Here is a 17,101-nt window from a genome sequence, read left to right on the forward strand (position 1 = left end):
ATGAAGTACAAATTGTTAGGAAACACCGGATTAAAAGTTTCGGAACTTTGCCTGGGAACCATGACCTTTGGTGGTAGTGGCACGTGGACATCCGTTGGCGCATTGCCTCAGGAGAAGGCCAATGAACTGGTAAAAATGGCTGTTGAAAACGGAATTAATTTCATTGATACGGCCAATATTTACAGCGAAGGAATGAGTGAACGGATAACGGGACAAGCTATCCGTGATCTGGGTCTTAAGCGGGATGAACTGGTTCTTGCAACCAAAGTCAGAGGAGCTATGGGTGAAGGGCCCAACGATGCAGGCCTCAGCCGGAAACATATTTTACAACAGGCCCACGAAAGTCTTAATCGGCTTAATACCGATTATATTGATCTTTATCAGATTCATGGCTTTGATCCGCTGACACCAATGGAAGAAACACTCGAAGCGCTTGATTCACTGGTGCAAAGTGGAAAAGTGAGATACATAGGATGCAGCAATCTTGCAGCCTGGCAGATTATGAAATCACTGGGGATTTCCAGTCTAAATCACCTGAGCAAATTTGTCTCTCTTCAGGCCTACTACACCATTGCAGGGCGTGATTTGGAGCGCGAAATTGTACCCATGTTGCTGGATCAGAAAATGGGACTCATGGTTTGGAGCCCGTTAGCCGGAGGTTTATTGAGCGGAAAATACAGTCGTAACGCCGAAACCAAAGAAGGTCGCCGCGTAAATTACGATTTTCCACCGGTTAATAAAGAGAAGGCTTATGATATAATTGATGTGATGAAACAGATTGCAGATTCCAAAAAGGCTACTGTTGCTCAAATTGCACTTGCCTGGCTTTTGCATCAGCCGGTAGTCACATCTATAATTGTGGGCGCTAAAAAGCCTGATCAACTTGCTGACAACCTTAAATCTGTAAATGTGAAATTATCTGCCGATGAATTGGATAAACTGAATGAAGTAAGCAAACTGGAACCTGAATACCCCGTATGGATGATGGCATTATTGAAGGAAATGGATCAAAATCGAATATAAGGAGTTGATACTTTACTGGCGGAGAGGATGACATAGTGAGTGATGTTGAATTTCTCAATGGGGAATTTTGTTACCTCTTCGCTTCAAGTTTGATCATCAAGTCCGGTATAAAAGCATCTTTTTGTCAAACGCAAGGCATTTTAAATTTTTGTACTGCAATAACAATGTTAATGAGCACTCAATAATTTAAAACCACAATGAGTTTGATAATAAAGACGCTTTTTATACCGGGCTCACCATTGGCAATGCTATTTAGAACCCGGCTATAAAGAATACTTCTTTACCCGAAAAAAATGTTAAACACTAAAAATAATTAAAATATGAAGTACAAATTGTTAGGAAACACCGGATTAAAAGTTTCGGAACTTTGCCTGGGAACCATGACCTTTGGTGGTAGTGGCACGTGGACATCCGTTGGCGCATTGCCTCAGGAGAAGGCCAATGAACTGGTAAAAATGGCTGTTGAAAACGGAATTAATTTCATTGATACGGCCAATATTTACAGCGAAGGAATGAGTGAACGGATAACGGGACAAGCTATCCGTGATCTGGGTCTTAAGCGGGATGAACTGGTTCTTGCAACCAAAGTCAGAGGAGCTATGGGTGAAGGGCCCAACGATGCAGGCCTCAGCCGGAAACATATTTTACAACAGGCCCACGAAAGTCTTAATCGGCTTAATACCGATTATATTGATCTTTATCAGATTCATGGCTTTGATCCGCTGACACCAATGGAAGAAACACTCGAAGCACTTGATTCACTGGTGCAAAGTGGAAAAGTGAGATACATAGGATGCAGCAATCTTGCAGCCTGGCAGATTATGAAAGCACTGGGGATTTCCAGTCTAAATCACCTGAGCAAATTTGTCTCTCTTCAGGCCTACTACACCATTGCAGGGCGTGATTTGGAGCGCGAACTTGTACCCATGTTGCTGGATCAGAAAATGGGACTCATGGTTTGGAGCCCGTTAGCCGGAGGTTTATTGAGCGGAAAATACAGTCGTAACGCCGAAACCAAAGAAGGTCGCCGCGTAAATTACGATTTTCCACCGGTTAATAAAGAGAAGGCTTATGATATAATTGATGTGATGAAACAGATTGCAGATTCCAAAAAGGCTACCGTTGCCCAAATTGCACTGGCCTGGCTTTTACATCAGCCGGTGGTCACATCTGTGATTTTGGGCGCTAAAAAGCCGGAACAACTTGCTGATAACCTTAAATCTGTAAATGTGAAATTATCTGCCGAAGAATTGAGTAAACTAAATGAAGTAAGTAAACTCGATCCTGAATATCCCGGATGGATGATAGAAAGACAGAGCGAAGATCGCAAATAATTCGGCACTTTACCGGCGGAGGGGATGACAAACAGATGTAGATACGGTGAGTAACTGTTGAAGTTATCAAGGGGAGTTTTGTTAACCCTCCGCTTCAAGTCTGATAAATGAGTCCGGTATAAAAGCATATTTTTGTCATAATCAAGGCGTTTTAAATTTTTGTTATGCAGTTAACCCATTGTTAATGAGCATTCAATAATTTAAAACAATAATGAGTTTGGCAACAAAGATGCTTTTATCCGGACTCATTACATTATTCAAACATCCTCAAGAGGGGAGCGTCTTTTATTGACAAGCTTCTTAAAATGTGTAGGAGTAAGACCGGTGAATTTTTTGAATTGATTGGAAAGATGAGCAACACTGCTATAATGCATTTTGTAGGCAATTTCTGTGATATTGAGTTCGTCATAAACGATCAACTCTTTAACTCTTTCGATCTTATGAGCCAAAAAAAATTTTTCAATGGTCATGCCTTTAACCTCTGAGAAAAGATTGGCCAAATAGGTATAATCATAATTAAGTTTTTTACTCAGGTAATCCGAAAGATTTACTTTAATCTGATCTTCCTCATAATGAACAAGTTCAATAACAGCAATCTTTATCTTTTCGACAAGAATGCTTTTTTTGTCATCCATTAATTCCAGTCCCGATACTTTTAATGCCCTGTCCAGATGTTCTCTTTGCTCAGGTGAAATATCCTCAATTATATTGACTTCACCAAGTTTAACTTCAACATAATGTAGCCCGCACTTTTCAATCTCAGCCTTTACCACCATCTGGCAGCGGGCAGAAACCATATTTCTGATAAAAAGTTTCAACGAAGGCGTTTTATTTAGGAATTCTCTAAAGTTATAAATTATTATCAACTAATCAATAAGTCTGTCTCTAAAAGAGCATTTGAGGAGTAAGCGCATCGATAATGATCAAAAAGTATTACAAAAAACATGAAGCGGCTGCCGGTAATAGACAACAATTCTTTTAACCAAAAAAACATGAAATAACAAGGTACTTTGCTTCGAAACTATCTACCACCGAGGCCATTAATCATTCCTTCCATTTAATACTGCATCCTATTGCCTTAGTTATTGTAACTTCCAGGGGTCTTCAGGCTTCGGGTACTTTGGCAGTTTACTGAGACGGGAAATCAAGACTGACAAAAACGAATTTCACTTTTTCGTCCTCAAGATCAGATGCCGCCTTAAGAAACCCCGTTATCTCTTCGACACATGGCTTACACCAGGTGGCCCGGAATTTGAACACATAGGTAGCGTCATTGTTCATATGTAACCAGGGCTCAAAATGTTTAAAATTCATTTCGGGAATGTTTTGTCCTGCAAGTGGCAAACCCGACAATGTTTGAGGCACTGATACTCATCATCTGCCTTATCTGAGTTGTAAATTTCTCAAAATAAACACTCTGCGTCATTGCGTCTTTGCATTTAGCTTTATTTTATATATCTTTAACACACAAAGAATTACCAATATGAGAACAATTTTTTTTATTTCAGCACTGATACTTCTGACATCGTGCAAAACAGGCGTGCAGCCGGTAAAAAACACCCCAACAGCTGAACTGGGCGAGGGCGCTATATGGCATCCGCAAAAAGAAGCCTTGTTATGGGTCGACATCACCGGAGGAAAAGTCTTCATGTACAAGCCACAGGAGGGGATGCTTCACAACATATCCCTTGAAAGCATGGTAGGAACAGTTGTTCCTGCTACGGGTAAATTCATGGCTGTAGCAGCCCAGGAAACAGGTATTTACGGCATTACGGAAAATGAAGAATTAAAATTACTGGCCGGTTTTCCAAAAGATGCTGAAGCCAATGTGCGCTTTAATGACGGAAAGTGCGACCCGGCCGGACGGTTCTGGGTAGGTACCATGTCCAAGACAGAACAGGAAAACGCTGGTAATCTTTACATGCTTAAGGGAAACAGCCTCGAAGTAAAGCAATCCAACGTCACCATTTCCAACGGCATTGTCTGGGATACCAATAAAAACCTGATGTATTACATCGATACGCCTACTCAAAGTATCTTTGCTTATGACTATGTTCCTGAAACAGGTGAAATCTCAAATCGACGTGTGGTTGTAGAAGTTCCGAAAGAAATGGGGAGTCCCGATGGCATGTCCATCGATGCCGAAGGGAAACTCTGGGTAGCCCACTGGGGTGGCTACGGAGTTTACCGATGGGACCCCAAATCGGGTGAGCTGATGGGAAAAATTGAGGTGCCGGCGCCCAACGTTACTTCTTGTGCTTTTGGCGGAAAAGACCTGAAAACACTTTATATTACCACCGCCAGAGAAGGATTATCCAAAGAACAACTGGAAGAATATCCTTTGAGCGGTTCGTTGTTCGTAACTAAAACAAAATCAAAGGGTACGCCTGCATTTGTTTTTACAATGAATGGATCATTAAATTTTTAGATTTTCAGATACCTGCCTGCCGGTAGGCCGGGCAGGCAGGTTAGATGTGAGATGATTCATTCGTATATAATTTGATAAAAGGGCGAATTAAGCTCGGTCTGCCGCTTCGCTCTCAGCTTTCAACCCTTGCAACCTTTTACCGTTCCACCATTCTGCCTTTCTACCCTTCTACCACTTCCAGTGCCAATAACCACAGGAAGGATTCAACCCCATGCCCATGCTACGGACTAAATTGCTTATATCAAAAAATCCATCAATTTTTACAACCTTTTTTATGTAAATTCGTCTATCTTTTACAAAAACAACAAAACAAATTATGCCTAAAAGCTTTTTTTACATTCTAATTGGCTTTGTTTTGCTTTTGGCAGGTTGTAAGAAAGATGAACTGACACTGCCGGCCGAAGTGGATATGCAATTCCTGTTGAACCCATATTATGCTGATGCGGAATTTGATGATGAGGAGAAAAAAGAGGCAGACGAAGATAATAGTGATAATAACCCATTCAGTGAAAGCGATGGAATAGTCGCTGATGATGGCACCTCTCAAAATATTCCCGGCAACAAAATTCAAATAGAATCATTGGAAATAAACCGGGGAAAGATTGTCCTTACAGATATAGAGATTGAAGGCATACGTGAACAGGGTGAAGATGTTTATCTTGCCATACCATTCGAACCTCCATTGCAGATTGACATGAAGGAAGGCATTGCTTCAGATCAGCACATCTCATTCGATCTTCCGCAAGGCATTTACGAAAAACTGGAGTTCAGATTTTTCCTCGGAGGTGAGAAACAGACTGCAATTCAGTTCCAGGGTAATATTAAAGCGGGAAATTCAGCAAAGGCAGGGTTTAACTTTAGGTATATCAAGCAGGAAGATTTCCAGGTCAGAGCAATGAGGAAAAATCACCGCCCGACGGAAAATATCATCATCAATAAAGACAAAACGACAAAGGCAAGCATGATAATTGATGCAGAAAATTTGTTTAGTGCCCTCCTCATCCCGCCATTTTTTTTATCTGTACCTGGTAGTTATGATGCGGGTAATGAAATAACCATTAGCAATTTAAATAAAAAAAATAAAGCAATTTTCGGCCTGATGCAGGGTAGGCTGGAAAAATCTGTTTCTGTTGTTTTTGAATAAGATACATGGAGAGAGAACTCTTTCCGGAAGAGGAAATCATAGAAGGATGCAAAAAAGGCAAGCGGCATTATCAGGAGTTATTGTATCGCCGTTTTGCCCCGGTCATGTACGGGGTATGTCTGAGTTACGCCAAAGACCGGGAACAGGCCATGGATATATTGCACGACGCTTTTCTGAAAATATTCCGGAACATTGATACTTACAAAAAACAGGGGGCTTTCGAAGGATGGATACGAAGAATTGTTACCAATACAGCAATAGACCATACACGAAAAAATTCCAAAACTTTTCAGTTCATTACCAATGACATCCCGGATACTGAAGATACAGATGAAGAAAAACCCGACATCGGGCTCAATGAATTGCTGGAACAGGTAGCCCGGCTTCCTGAAGGCGCCCGAATGATATTTAACCTCTATACCCTCGAAGGGATGAGCCATTACGAGATTGCGGAAAAACTGAATATTTCAGTGGGCACCTCCAAATCTCAGTTCAGCAGAGCCAAAAGCATGTTACGAACCTGGGTAAGAGAATTAATAAAAAAGAAAGATGGACTTTCTTAAATGGTATAAAAATACAATTGAATCGGGGCAGGAACTACCGCCCGAAGAACTTTGGGATGATATTCAGAACGATCTGGATATCGATATGGTGTACAACCGTATTGAAAAGTCCCTGAAAAAAGACAGACAAAAAATATGGCTTCGGCGTGCTTCTGCTGCAGCAGGTATTTTGCTGTTTTTATCTGCAGGGATATGGTTGCTGAATCAATCAAAACAAGCGGTTACCCCTACTGTTGTTCAGAACAATAAGTCTGAAAAAGAGGAAGATTCTCTTCAAAAAGCAGAAATAAACATCCCTACAGACTCCCTGCAATATCGCCGTATCGCCGAATTTAAAGAAACTAAAATAGACGGAGATACTGTTAAAACAGAGAAACTGATTTCCCCTCACAATGATATTTCCCCTCAAAAAATAGTGAAGGTCACAACCCTATTCGCAACAAAAGACACTTCTGACAATAAAAACAATGCCATCGCCAAACAGGAATTTGATGTGAGGTTCAATACAATGGCATCGACTGAATTTGTTTTACCGGAGCAGAAATACACCGACATTCAAGAAAAACTAATTACAGAGTTAAGTCTGAACGAACCGGAAAAACATCCGCATGAAAATAAACTTTCTTTATCCGGCATATTTTCCAGATTAACATTTTCGGCCGATGGAGAATTTGCCAACACCTGGCTGATCAACAAAAAAACCATTGAGGGTCTCGATCCGCAAGAGTTGACTGCCACAAAACCGACTTTCAACAACAACTATGGCTTTAGCATTGCCGGTAGTCTGAACGATCGGTGGGAAATGGTTAGTAGTTTCACCGTGACAAGGCAAAATGGTCAGCAATATAAAGAGTATTATCACGGAAAATATGTGTCCAACAGTATTAATCTTGATTATATGGATATTGCGCTGAAAGCACGTTACAGACCTTTCAAAAATAATCTTAACCATGCCTTATCTGCAGGCATTTATTCAGGATTTCTTCAAAATGCAACCCAGACCATCAACGGAGAAACGACAAACATTTCATCAGATTATACAAATACAGACTTTGGCCTTGTTGCAGGATATCAATACCTGGCTCCTGTTTCCGAAAATATAACAGTAGGGGCAGGGCTTTTTTACCGTATGGGATTAAAAAACGTATTCGCAGGAAATCAGATGGTTAACAGCTCACTCAACCACTCCACAAATACATCCTTCAATTTTTCTTTGTCGGTTGGATATACATTTTCATTATAAATTTTCCAACCCTTTCAACATGTCTTCGTCTTACAAACGAAACGAGCATGACAAGGTTTGTCACGTCACAAAAGTCACAAAAGAACATGTATAAAATCATTCATGCGAGTTCCATCAGACCAATGACTTAGATAAATTTTATACGGATAAAAAGAACAGAAAAATAAATAATGCCCGCCTGTAAAGTCGGGAAAAGTTGTAATAAATCATGTGTCTGTTCAGAAAGTGCCGGGTGCAAGGCTTACGAAGCCGCCAAAAACGGAGTTTACTTTTTGTAAATGAGTATTTTGGCGGTAAGCGTCACACAGCAAATGATACTTTATGGTCAGACACTAAATAACTAAAAAACAGGGTTATTATGAAGAAACTAATCTTACTGACAGCTGTATTGGCGATACCATTTTTGATCGCATCCTGCAGCGACGACGAGACAAGCGACAAAGGGACACTGAAACTTTCGATTACCGATGCACCGCTTGACACGGACGAAATCACAGCCGTTAACATCGCGGTTAATGAAGTTCAGTATCACATTAAAGACAACGAGTGGAAAACGTTTGAAGGGTTCGAGCCCGACACCTTCAATCTGCTCGATCTGACCAATGGCACTTCGGAATTACTGGGTCGGTTTGAATTGGGAGCCGGCACTTACAGCCAACTCCGGTTTATCCTGAATGCACCGGAAAAAGGACAATCCACACCGTCAAATCCCGGTTGCTACCTGGAATTTGAAGATGGTTCCACTCAGGCATTGTTTGTTCCCAGTGGCTCGAAATCGGGATTTAAAGGTACAGGTGCTTTTACAGTACCCATAAATGGGGAAGTATCAGTAACGGCCGATTTTGATGCCCGAAAATCTGTAGTAAAAGCAGGAAATTCCGGCATGTACATTTTAAAGCCAACAATCAGACTGATAGTGGATAACCAGGCCGGTTCAATAAAAGGCATTGTTTCCAGCATCCCGGAAGGAAGTAATGTAATAATATATGCCTACGCAAACGATACCTATACAGAAGAGGAAGCTGCCGAGCCGGAAGAAGAAGCCGTGCGTTTCCCCAATGCAGTTACCAGTAGCATGGCCGGAGAAACCGCAGAGTACACACTTTCATACCTGGCTCCCGGCACTTATGATCTGGTAGTGGTTGAAACCGTTGAAGGAGAATTCAACCAAGTGCTTGGCACCGTTGAAAATGTTGAAGTTGAAAGCCTGAAAGAAAGTATTTCGGATATAAATACAGATGAACTGTAATCTTTTATTTTGAACTTTTGGGTTAGGGTTAAGTTGGAAGAAGCCGGTTGACAAACGTGTCGACCGGCTTCTTTTTTCTTACTCCTACCATTAACAATACTTAACTACATGCTGTATTAAACTATTTTAGGACAAAACCATCTAATTTACCAGTTTCCAATCAGTAAAGACAGATACAGCATGATTATGAAGAAGAAATGGTTTGTTCTCTCAAGTTTGATTTTATTCTCTTATTATGGATTACAAGGGCAATCTGCTCCTTCTGCCGATAAAGGAAAAATAACCGGAAAGGTAGTAGATGCACAAGAAAATATCCCAATGGAATTTGCTACCGTTTCCATCTTTACAAGGGATTCTTCTCTGGTTGACGGCGGTATCACAAATTCCGAAGGTAAATTTTCGTTCGAATTAAAACCCGGAAATTACTACATAGAGATTCAATTCGTTGCTTATCAAAAAGAAACCATAAACAACGTAACGATTGAAAATCGCAGAAGTGAAGTGGACCTAGGCACCATACGACTGGAGCCATCAACAAATAATCTTAATGAAGTAACCGTCAGAGGCGAAAAAAGCGAAATGGTAATCGGGGTCGACCGCAAAATATTCAATGTAGGCAAAGACCTCACCAATACCGGAAACTCAGCTTCCGAAATACTTGATAATATCCCCACTGTAGCCGTTGATGCCGAAGGAAACGTTTCGTTACGCGGTAGTGGCGGCGTGCGCATGCTGATTAACGGCAAACCATCGGGACTGGTTAACTCCGGCAGCGCGGATGCACTCAGGGCGCTTCCGGGCAACATGATAGAGCGTGTCGAAGTCATCACCAATCCCAGTGCGCGGTACGAGGCCGAAGGAATGGTGGGAATCATCAATATCGTGCTGAAAAAAGATGAACGCCGTGGCGTAAATGGTTCCTTCGAAGGTTCGGTAGCTTACCCCGAACGTTACCAGTTTGGCGCTAATGTCAATTTCCGTCGCGAAAACATCAATTACTTCTTCAACTATGGTATTCGTTATGGCGAACGTGAAGGTGAAGGTTTTTCAAATCAATACTTCCCCGAAGCAACGAACCCTTTTCATACAAGCCTCGACCGCGACAGAAACCGTACCGGCTGGTCGAACAACCTGCGTGGCGGGGCCGATTTCTTTATAAACAATACAACAACACTCACTGCGGCCGGCATGCTTGATTACGACCGTGACAAAAACCATTCAGATGTGATCTACAATGATTACTATGATAACAATGGTCAGCATGGTGAATTGTACAAAAAAACCGGCCGTTATGATTTTGAGAAAGCGACCGAATGGGATGTGGAATTCTCTCTGAATCTTGAAAAAATATTCGATCCCGATAACAAAGAGCATAAACTCAATGCCTTTGCCCAGTATATACTGGATGATGAAACCGAAGACTCGGAAATAGAAGAAGAGGTGCTGTTTACCGGACCAGGTATCGATCCGGACGACATCATCTATCAAACGGTGTCGAATAAAGAAAAGGAAGAAAACTACCTCATACAGGCCGACTATGTTTACCCTTTTGGCAATGACGGCAAATTTGAAGGCGGAATGCGTGGTGAATTCAGAAGCATCACCAACCCCTATGAAGTTCAAAACCTCAACGAAAGCGGTGAATGGGAATCTGACCCTCAATATACCAACGATTTCAGCTATGATGAGAATGTCGCTGCCGTGTATCTTCAGGGCTCAAACAAATGGGGCCTTATCAGTCTGCAGTTGGGACTAAGAGGAGAATACACGGGCATTAAAACACATCTGAAACAGACTGACGAAGAAAACGAGCGTTCATATTTCGACCTCTTCCCCACCATTCATACCACTTATCATTTCAACGATTACAATTCGTGGCAAATAAGCTACAGCCGGCGTATCAACAGACCGCACTTCTGGCATCTGAACCCCTTCTACGGACTCAGCGACTCGAGGAATATCAGGCGTGGTAATCCCGACCTGGAACCGGAATATACTGATGCTTACGAAAGCGGATATGTGTATACCCCCGGTAAAGCATCTTATTATGCAGGCATTTACTACCGATACACGACCGGGGTGGAAGAGCAAATCAATTTTGTCGACAACGACGGCATTACTATTTCGGAACCACGCAACCTGGCAGAAAGACATGCTTACGGTGCAGAAACCAATGTGTCGGTAGAACCATTCAAGTGGTGGAACCTCTCCGGCAACGTTAACTTTTACAGAATGAAAACCAACGGAACATTTGAACCGGAAGAGGGCGAAGTTCAGGACCTGAGCAGCGATACATGGTCGTGGGATACACGCATCAACTCACGCATGAAATGGGAAAACGACCTGAGTTTTCAAACCACTTTTTTCTATCGCGGTGAACAGAAAACAACACAGGGCATCCGAAAGCCTTTCTATATGATGCACATGTCGCTAAGTAAAGACATCCTGAAAGGGAATGGTACCATCACCCTTAACGTTCGCGATGTTTTAAACAGCCGAAAATTCAGATACGAAATCGATCAACCCGATCTGATATCAACCAACCAGTTCCGCTGGAGTACTCGCGAATTCAGACTCTCTTTTATCTACCGTCTTAACCAGAAAAAACGACCGGGAAATGGCAACCGGGAAAGTGGAATAGATAATGGCGGTGAAGAAATGGGATTTTAATTAAAAAGAGAGTGTCTAAAAAGTAATTCTTTGGAAAATCTGAATTAAAACTAAGTTGGGAAAATCCGGTCATTAATCTGAATTTTTTCTGTATTTTTCATGACATCTGACAGCCCGAAAGCCACGAATGAATTCTTATATTTACAGAATAATACTTAGCCTGCCTTATTCATCTGTATAAAATAGGTCTAAGTCATTGGTCGGATGGAACTCGCATGCAAGAACTTATACATATTCTTATTGTGGCAAACTTTGTCATGCTCGTTTCATTGAATCCTGGACTCACTATTCAAAAAGACAGAAACATGAAATACACAAAGCTTGGCAAAAACGGACCATTGATTTCAACCATAGGCTTTGGTGCCTGGGGGATAAGCGGCCGCGACTGGGGAAAAACAGACGACGCAAAATCGAAGGCTGCTCTACACCAGGCTCTGGACAGCGGGGTAACATTTATTGATACTGCAGACGTCTACGGTTCAGGTCATTCCGAAGAACTTATTCATGACGTATTAAAGGAAAGAGGAAACAAGGATAATGTAATTATCGCAACAAAAGCAGGGAACAATTTCTATCCATTCCTGGGGGAAAAACACAAGACAACCCCGGGAAATCCCGACTATTCAAAAAAGCATTTAATTTTTGCTGCGGAGCAAAGCATTCGACGGCTGGGGGTAGATGCTCTTGATATTCTGCAGCTTCATAGTCCCGATTCCTCAATTCTCGAAAAGGATGAACCTTGGGAAGCCATGGAAACGCTCAAACAGCAGGGAAAAATTAAACATGCCGGATGGAGTGTGCAGTCTTTCATGGAAACCGAACAAGCTCATTTTTTGGAAGAACATCATGACCTGCTTGATGTCATTCAGGTTCGATATAACCTGCTTGAGAGAGAAGCTGAAAAAAAACTCTTTCCAATGGCAGTGAAATATGGCACGGGTGTTATTGTTCGTATTCCTATTCTTTTTGGTTTTCTAACCGGAAAATTTTCCCGCCACTCAAAATTTGGAGAAGACGATCATCGACGATTTAATTTATCACCCGAAAAACTGGAAAAATACCTTGCCCAGCTGGAAAATTTTAAACCTTTCTTCAATAAACATGACCAATTTTCAATGGCTCAACTGAGCCTAAGATTCTGCATTTCCCACCCGGCCTGCCATACAGCGATACCCGGAGGGAAAACACCACAACAGGTTATTGAGAATGTTGCAGCCTCGGATATTGAAATAAAATATGAAGATTTTCCCCGGTTACGACCTGATTAATTATTTAAACTGATCTATTCATAAATTTTCTATTGCAATGTCCGGGAATCAAGCTGAGAACGGAAACAGCATTTTTGAACCGGCAGAATGCTTCCGGGGTCTTTATCCAGAAGGATATTTCGGACTTTGCAGCTATTTCGACGGAAAGTACCATCAAATTTCTGAAGGAGTTTGAAAAAGAAAGAATCATTGGTCTAAAGAAGAAAGACATCGAAATAAAAGACTGGAAGAAATCAGCAGGAATAGTTAAAAAATAATAGGACCCCGGAAAAAAATTCCGGAGGTCCTCATTCACTCATTCTCAAAAGTTGCTCTCCATATTATTTTTCTCTTTCAAAGGGCCAGGCTGCAATGCCGCCTTCGAGAATTTTCACATTTTTATAGCCGTGATGTTTCAGCAAAACGGCAGCCTCGTACCCACGCAGAGATATTTTACACAGCGTGACAATCTCTTTGTTTTTATCCTGCGGCAGTTCGTGAAGTCGTTCCCTTAATTTCCCGATGGGGATCAATGTTTCTCCAATGCCCAGTCGCATTTGTTCGTACTCATCGGCACCGCGGGCATCAAGGATGAAGACATCATCACCACGGTCTACTTTTTCTTTCAACTCAACAGAAGAGATACCGTTAAAAATACCTCTGAGTTTGTTTTCCATAATATGGGCTGTTGCGATACTGTGATCGATGGCCAACGAAAATGGCGGAGCATAAGGAAGGTCAGCATTTACCATATCGTCGACAGTGAGATTTCCTTTAATAGCTGTAGCCCAAATAGCAAGCTGTTTGCTGACATCGCCCGGGCCGAAACACTGTGCCCCGAGAATTTTGCGGTTTTTTTTGTCAACCACCAGCTTGGTAATGAGCAACTGCCCATTCATAAATCCAGGTTTATCCGGGCTGGCACTCAACACACGCTCATAATCAAAGCCGGCTTCTTTGGCTTTTTCTTCAGAGAGCCCGGTAATGCCTACAGCATAATCGAAAAACTTGCAGATTCCTGTTTGGATAGTGCCTGGAAATTTGGCAATATTCCCTTCGATAATGTTTTCTCCGACGACACGTCCCTGCAGGTTCGCCAGGTCACCATAAGGAGCCAGAACATTCTTTCCTGTAATAATATTCTTAATTTCGCAACAATCGCCCGCAGCATAAATGTCAGGATCGTTGGTTTGCATAAATTCGTTAGTGGTAATGCCTCCGAGGCTGCCAATATTCAATCCCGCTTCTTTAGCCAACTTGACATTGGGGCGTACCCCTATAGCAACCACCGCCAACTGGCAGGGAATTTCAGTGCCATTTTGAAGCTTCACAGCAGTGAGTTTTCCATTCTCTCCAATAAATTCTGCCACTCCGTTTTTGGTAATCACATTGGCCTTAGTTTTAAGATAATTCTCCACCAGCTTAGCCATATTCCAATCGAGGAATGTCAACAGCTGAGGCAATAATTCCACCAAAGTCAGCTCAATTCCCGCGAGATGCAAGGCCTCAAGTGTCTCAATTCCGATTAGTCCGCCACCGATTACCACCGCCTTCTTTATGTGGCCGTCGTCACGGACTTTTCTAAGGTAGTCGGCATCCTGCATCGACTGCAAGGTTGTAATACCTTCAAGCTCAACACCGGGAATGGGAGGCATGTTGGGAGTTGCCCCGGTTGTAATAACCAGTTTATCGTATTCCTGAGTGCCTTTTTCACCGGTTGCAAGATTGGTGTATTCCACCACTTTTTTCTTGTGGTCGATACGTGTTACTTCGGTATTTACTTTTGCCACAATTCCCTTGGCGTTCCAGAAAAATTCAGGGTCCCTGACAACGCCGGTTGGCGTGCATAGTAACTTATTGCGATCATCAAAAAAACCGCCTACATAATATGGAAATCCGCACGATGCCATCGAAAGGTCAGGTTCTTTCTGGAACATAGTGATCTCTGCAAATTCGTCCATCCGGCGTGCCTTTGCCGCAGCTTTTGGACCTGCTGCAGAACCACCAATTACAATAATTCTTTTGTTTGCCATAATTGATTAGTTTTTGTGTTTTGTGTTTTGTGTTCTGGGTTCTGGGTTCTGGGTTTTGTGTTCTGGGTTGCTCAACCTTATCCTTAACCTTAACCTCAATCTGAGCCTTAACCTCAACCTCAACCTTAGCCTGCTTAAATGCCGCGTATTGGTTGCTTACAATAATCTAGGTTTTAATAAGCTTGAACTGCATCACCAATAAGAAATTCTTTCAGTGCCTGCCAGATGTCTTTTATTGTCCCGGCAGTTTTACTTTCCGGGGCATACTCAACTATGCTTTTTTTATTCGATCATCGATTTAATAATGTTTTCATCAAAGGACCACCCGCCAAGTAAGGCAATATCATTTTGTTGAAGATATTTTTTTATATCCCGTGAGACATCAGGATTAATATCATCTTTATTAATAAATGCAAAAAAAGGAATATTAAAAGACCGAACCAGATTGACGAGTCGTTCTGCATCATGAAGACCCGAACGGGTAGGCTCTATCACCAACAATACTGCATCCACTCCGGTAACCGATGATATTGCAGAACACCCGATTCCGGGAGGGCCATCATTAATGATAAATCCGGCTTTCATATCCGTGGCTATTTCTTTGGCTTTCTGGCGCACCCTGGTCACCAGCTTCCCGGAATTTTCTTCTCCGGGGCCCATTCTGGCATGAACAAACGGACCAAAACGGGTTTCGGAAACATACCAGAAGTTGTTTTCACTTCTTTGGGATGTAATTGCGCCAACCGGACAAACCCTCTCGCACAATCGACATCCTTCACACTGAAAAGGATTTATATAAAGTCCGCCCCCATCTTTGTAATGGATGGCGACAAACCGGCAATAGGATTCACAAATTCCGCAATTTGTACATTTGTCTTCATCGATTGAAGCCACCCAGGCACCGTAAAAAGTGTGCGTCTCCTTTACGTCAGGTTCAAATATCAGATGCAAATCGGCTGCGTCAACATCGCAATCACAAAACACAGAATTCTTTGCAACCGAGGCAATAGCTGCCGTCACACTGGTTTTTCCGGCCCCACCTTTACCACTTAAAATAGTTATTTCCTTCATATTGCAGAAAGCGCCTTTCTAAAGATTGTACAATAATTAAGTACCGACTTGCTGTATCATTATCTATATTACGAAGCAAGTCACCTGATGCATAAAGACTTGCATAATCTTTGTTGAACGGAATTTCTTCTAAAATGTCAATATCCTGTTCTTCTAAAAAAGAGTATATATCTCCATTGCCAATACCAGCTTTATTAATAATCACTCCAAATGGCTTACCAATATCAATCAACAATTCAACCATCAGCAACAGATCGTTCAGCCCGAATGGTGTTGGTTCGGCAACCAATATTACAAAATCAACATCCGCTACTGTTTCCACTACAGGGCAACTGGTACCTGGAGGTGCATCATAAAGCACCACCTCATATCCGGCTGAAATTGATTTCTTCAACTCCTTAATCATCATGGTTTGCATGGCCGAGCCTATATTAAGGCTCCCCTCTGCCAACCCCCTGCCTATCCCGGTATCAAAGACATTAATTTCTCCAACGGGAACGGACTTTTCGGTGATTGCACCGTCACGACACGCAACGGTACAGGCTCCGCATGAATGACATAATGAAGGATTTACTTCAGCATACTTTACAGGCGGTATGACCACTATTGCATTAAACTCGCAGTATTCAACACATCTTCGGCAAAAGGTACATTTACCGGTATCGATATCCGGCACCATCTGCGATACGTCAGACGAAGAAATCATTTGTGCATCAGGGAAAAAAATACGATCGTTCGGCTCTTCCACATCGCAATCAACCAACAACACATTAGTTGTCAGGTATTTTGATATAAAATATTGAAGATTGACAGATACTGTGGTTTTACCGGTACCACCTTTCCCACTTGCTATAGCAATAGTAAAGGGCATAAAATGAATTTTTGAGTCGGCTTTTAAAATTAGCTTGTTAAACTGTCAGGGTGTTAGATATGTTATTGTTGTCAGACGTGTTAAGGCCGCTATTGTTTGATCTGAATGACCAGTTATAGTCAAGATCGAAGCGTTTAGAGTGTGTAATAAACTTGTTTAGAACTTCTCGCTTTCGAATCGTCAGGAATTAAACACACCGGGTTTTTGAACCGCAGTTAAGTAATT

Annotated in this window: 15 protein-coding genes; 10 read left to right on the forward strand and 5 right to left on the reverse strand. The window is 42.0% G+C overall.

The window, feature by feature from the left end:
• Together ATH1_RS0107365 and ATH1_RS0107370 are read left to right on the forward strand one after the other, a co-directional pair.
• A partial coding sequence (locus ATH1_RS0107365; RefSeq protein ID WP_010419604.1) for an aldo/keto reductase occupies positions 1–1,023 on the forward strand: 1,023 nt, incomplete at its 5' end.
• 320 nt (positions 1,024–1,343) lie between these two features.
• The gene (locus tag ATH1_RS0107370) at positions 1,344–2,357 is read left to right on the forward strand and encodes an aldo/keto reductase (protein WP_010419609.1); all 1,014 of its coding nucleotides are present in this window, start codon (positions 1,344–1,346) and stop codon (positions 2,355–2,357) included.
• A gap of 257 nt (positions 2,358–2,614) precedes the next feature.
• On the opposite strand, the gene ATH1_RS0107375 is transcribed toward ATH1_RS0107370, so the two are convergent.
• Together ATH1_RS0107375 and ATH1_RS0107380 are read right to left on the reverse strand one after the other, a co-directional pair.
• Entirely contained in the window at positions 2,615–3,175 is a 561-nt protein-coding gene (locus ATH1_RS0107375) for a helix-turn-helix domain-containing protein (RefSeq protein WP_010419613.1), read from the reverse strand.
• 310 nt (positions 3,176–3,485) lie between these two features.
• Positions 3,486–3,671: a thioredoxin domain-containing protein gene (locus tag ATH1_RS0107380; protein ID WP_010419616.1), complete on the reverse strand. Its 186-nt coding sequence runs from the start codon at positions 3,669–3,671 to the stop codon at positions 3,486–3,488.
• 169 nt (positions 3,672–3,840) lie between these two features.
• Between ATH1_RS0107380 and ATH1_RS0107385 the strand changes: the two genes are divergently transcribed.
• The 8 genes from ATH1_RS0107385 to ATH1_RS0107420 all read left to right on the forward strand — a co-directional run bounded on the left by ATH1_RS0107385 (position 3,841) and on the right by ATH1_RS0107420 (position 13,179).
• A complete protein-coding gene (locus ATH1_RS0107385) occupies positions 3,841–4,785 on the forward strand; it encodes an SMP-30/gluconolactonase/LRE family protein (RefSeq protein ID WP_010419621.1) in 945 nt (314 codons plus the stop codon).
• 316 nt (positions 4,786–5,101) lie between these two features.
• Complete coding sequence (locus tag ATH1_RS0107390; RefSeq protein WP_010419624.1) at positions 5,102–5,929, forward strand: hypothetical protein; 828 nt, start codon at positions 5,102–5,104, stop codon at positions 5,927–5,929.
• Positions 5,930–5,934: 5 nt separating this feature from the next.
• Positions 5,935–6,492, forward strand: coding sequence for an RNA polymerase sigma factor (locus ATH1_RS0107395; RefSeq protein WP_010419626.1), 558 nt, complete (start codon positions 5,935–5,937; stop codon positions 6,490–6,492).
• Complete coding sequence (locus ATH1_RS0107400) at positions 6,479–7,735, forward strand: porin family protein (protein ID WP_010419628.1); 1,257 nt, start codon at positions 6,479–6,481, stop codon at positions 7,733–7,735. The genes ATH1_RS0107395 and ATH1_RS0107400 overlap by 14 nt, the downstream gene beginning before the upstream one ends.
• 358 nt (positions 7,736–8,093) lie before the next feature.
• The gene (locus ATH1_RS0107405; protein ID WP_010419631.1) at positions 8,094–8,984 is read left to right on the forward strand and encodes a DUF4382 domain-containing protein; all 891 of its coding nucleotides are present in this window, start codon (positions 8,094–8,096) and stop codon (positions 8,982–8,984) included.
• A 186-nt stretch (positions 8,985–9,170) separates the two neighbouring features.
• A complete protein-coding gene (locus ATH1_RS0107410; protein ID WP_245531738.1) occupies positions 9,171–11,654 on the forward strand; it encodes a TonB-dependent receptor in 2,484 nt (827 codons plus the stop codon).
• A gap of 305 nt (positions 11,655–11,959) precedes the next feature.
• Positions 11,960–12,922 carry an aldo/keto reductase gene (locus ATH1_RS0107415; RefSeq protein ID WP_010419636.1) on the forward strand — a complete coding sequence of 321 codons (963 nt, stop codon included), beginning with the start codon at positions 11,960–11,962 and terminating at the stop codon, positions 12,920–12,922.
• A gap of 74 nt (positions 12,923–12,996) precedes the next feature.
• The gene (locus ATH1_RS0107420; protein ID WP_245531739.1) at positions 12,997–13,179 is read left to right on the forward strand and encodes a helix-turn-helix domain-containing protein; all 183 of its coding nucleotides are present in this window, start codon (positions 12,997–12,999) and stop codon (positions 13,177–13,179) included.
• A gap of 63 nt (positions 13,180–13,242) precedes the next feature.
• Here ATH1_RS0107420 and ATH1_RS0107425 read toward each other — a convergent pair whose 3' ends face one another.
• The 3 genes from ATH1_RS0107425 to ATH1_RS0107435 form a co-directional block, all read right to left on the reverse strand.
• Entirely contained in the window at positions 13,243–14,934 is a 1,692-nt protein-coding gene (locus ATH1_RS0107425; protein ID WP_010419642.1) for an FAD-dependent oxidoreductase, read from the reverse strand.
• A gap of 282 nt (positions 14,935–15,216) precedes the next feature.
• On the reverse strand, positions 15,217–16,005 hold the full coding sequence (locus tag ATH1_RS19195) for an ATP-binding protein (protein ID WP_010419645.1): 789 nt from the start codon (positions 16,003–16,005) through the stop codon (positions 15,217–15,219).
• On the reverse strand, positions 15,977–16,876 hold the full coding sequence (locus tag ATH1_RS0107435; RefSeq protein ID WP_010419648.1) for a nucleotide-binding protein: 900 nt from the start codon (positions 16,874–16,876) through the stop codon (positions 15,977–15,979). The genes ATH1_RS19195 and ATH1_RS0107435 overlap by 29 nt, the downstream gene beginning before the upstream one ends.
• Between the last annotated feature and the right edge of the window lie 225 nt (positions 16,877–17,101).

This window comes from Anaerophaga thermohalophila DSM 12881, from assembly GCF_000191885.1.
Classification (GTDB): domain Bacteria; phylum Bacteroidota; class Bacteroidia; order Bacteroidales; family Marinilabiliaceae; genus Anaerophaga; species Anaerophaga thermohalophila.

Bases quoted from the DNA above. Each gene is read 5' to 3' on its own strand.
- ATH1_RS0107370 (WP_010419609.1), top strand. From the start codon at position 1,344: ATGAAGTACAAATTGTTAGGAAACACCGGATTAAAAGTTTCGGAACTT.
- ATH1_RS0107380 (WP_010419616.1), bottom strand. From the start codon at position 3,671: ATGAATTTTAAACATTTTGAGCCCTGGTTACATATGAACAATGACGCT.
- ATH1_RS0107385 (WP_010419621.1), top strand. From the start codon at position 3,841: ATGAGAACAATTTTTTTTATTTCAGCACTGATACTTCTGACATCGTGC.
- ATH1_RS0107390 (WP_010419624.1), top strand. From the start codon at position 5,102: ATGCCTAAAAGCTTTTTTTACATTCTAATTGGCTTTGTTTTGCTTTTG.
- ATH1_RS0107395 (WP_010419626.1), top strand. From the start codon at position 5,935: ATGGAGAGAGAACTCTTTCCGGAAGAGGAAATCATAGAAGGATGCAAA.
- ATH1_RS0107400 (WP_010419628.1), top strand. From the start codon at position 6,479: ATGGACTTTCTTAAATGGTATAAAAATACAATTGAATCGGGGCAGGAA.
- ATH1_RS0107405 (WP_010419631.1), top strand. From the start codon at position 8,094: ATGAAGAAACTAATCTTACTGACAGCTGTATTGGCGATACCATTTTTG.
- ATH1_RS0107410 (WP_245531738.1), top strand. From the start codon at position 9,171: ATGAAGAAGAAATGGTTTGTTCTCTCAAGTTTGATTTTATTCTCTTAT.
- ATH1_RS0107415 (WP_010419636.1), top strand. From the start codon at position 11,960: ATGAAATACACAAAGCTTGGCAAAAACGGACCATTGATTTCAACCATA.
- ATH1_RS0107425 (WP_010419642.1), bottom strand. From the start codon at position 14,934: ATGGCAAACAAAAGAATTATTGTAATTGGTGGTTCTGCAGCAGGTCCA.
- ATH1_RS19195 (WP_010419645.1), bottom strand. From the start codon at position 16,005: ATGAAGGAAATAACTATTTTAAGTGGTAAAGGTGGGGCCGGAAAAACC.
- ATH1_RS0107435 (WP_010419648.1), bottom strand. From the start codon at position 16,876: ATGCCCTTTACTATTGCTATAGCAAGTGGGAAAGGTGGTACCGGTAAA.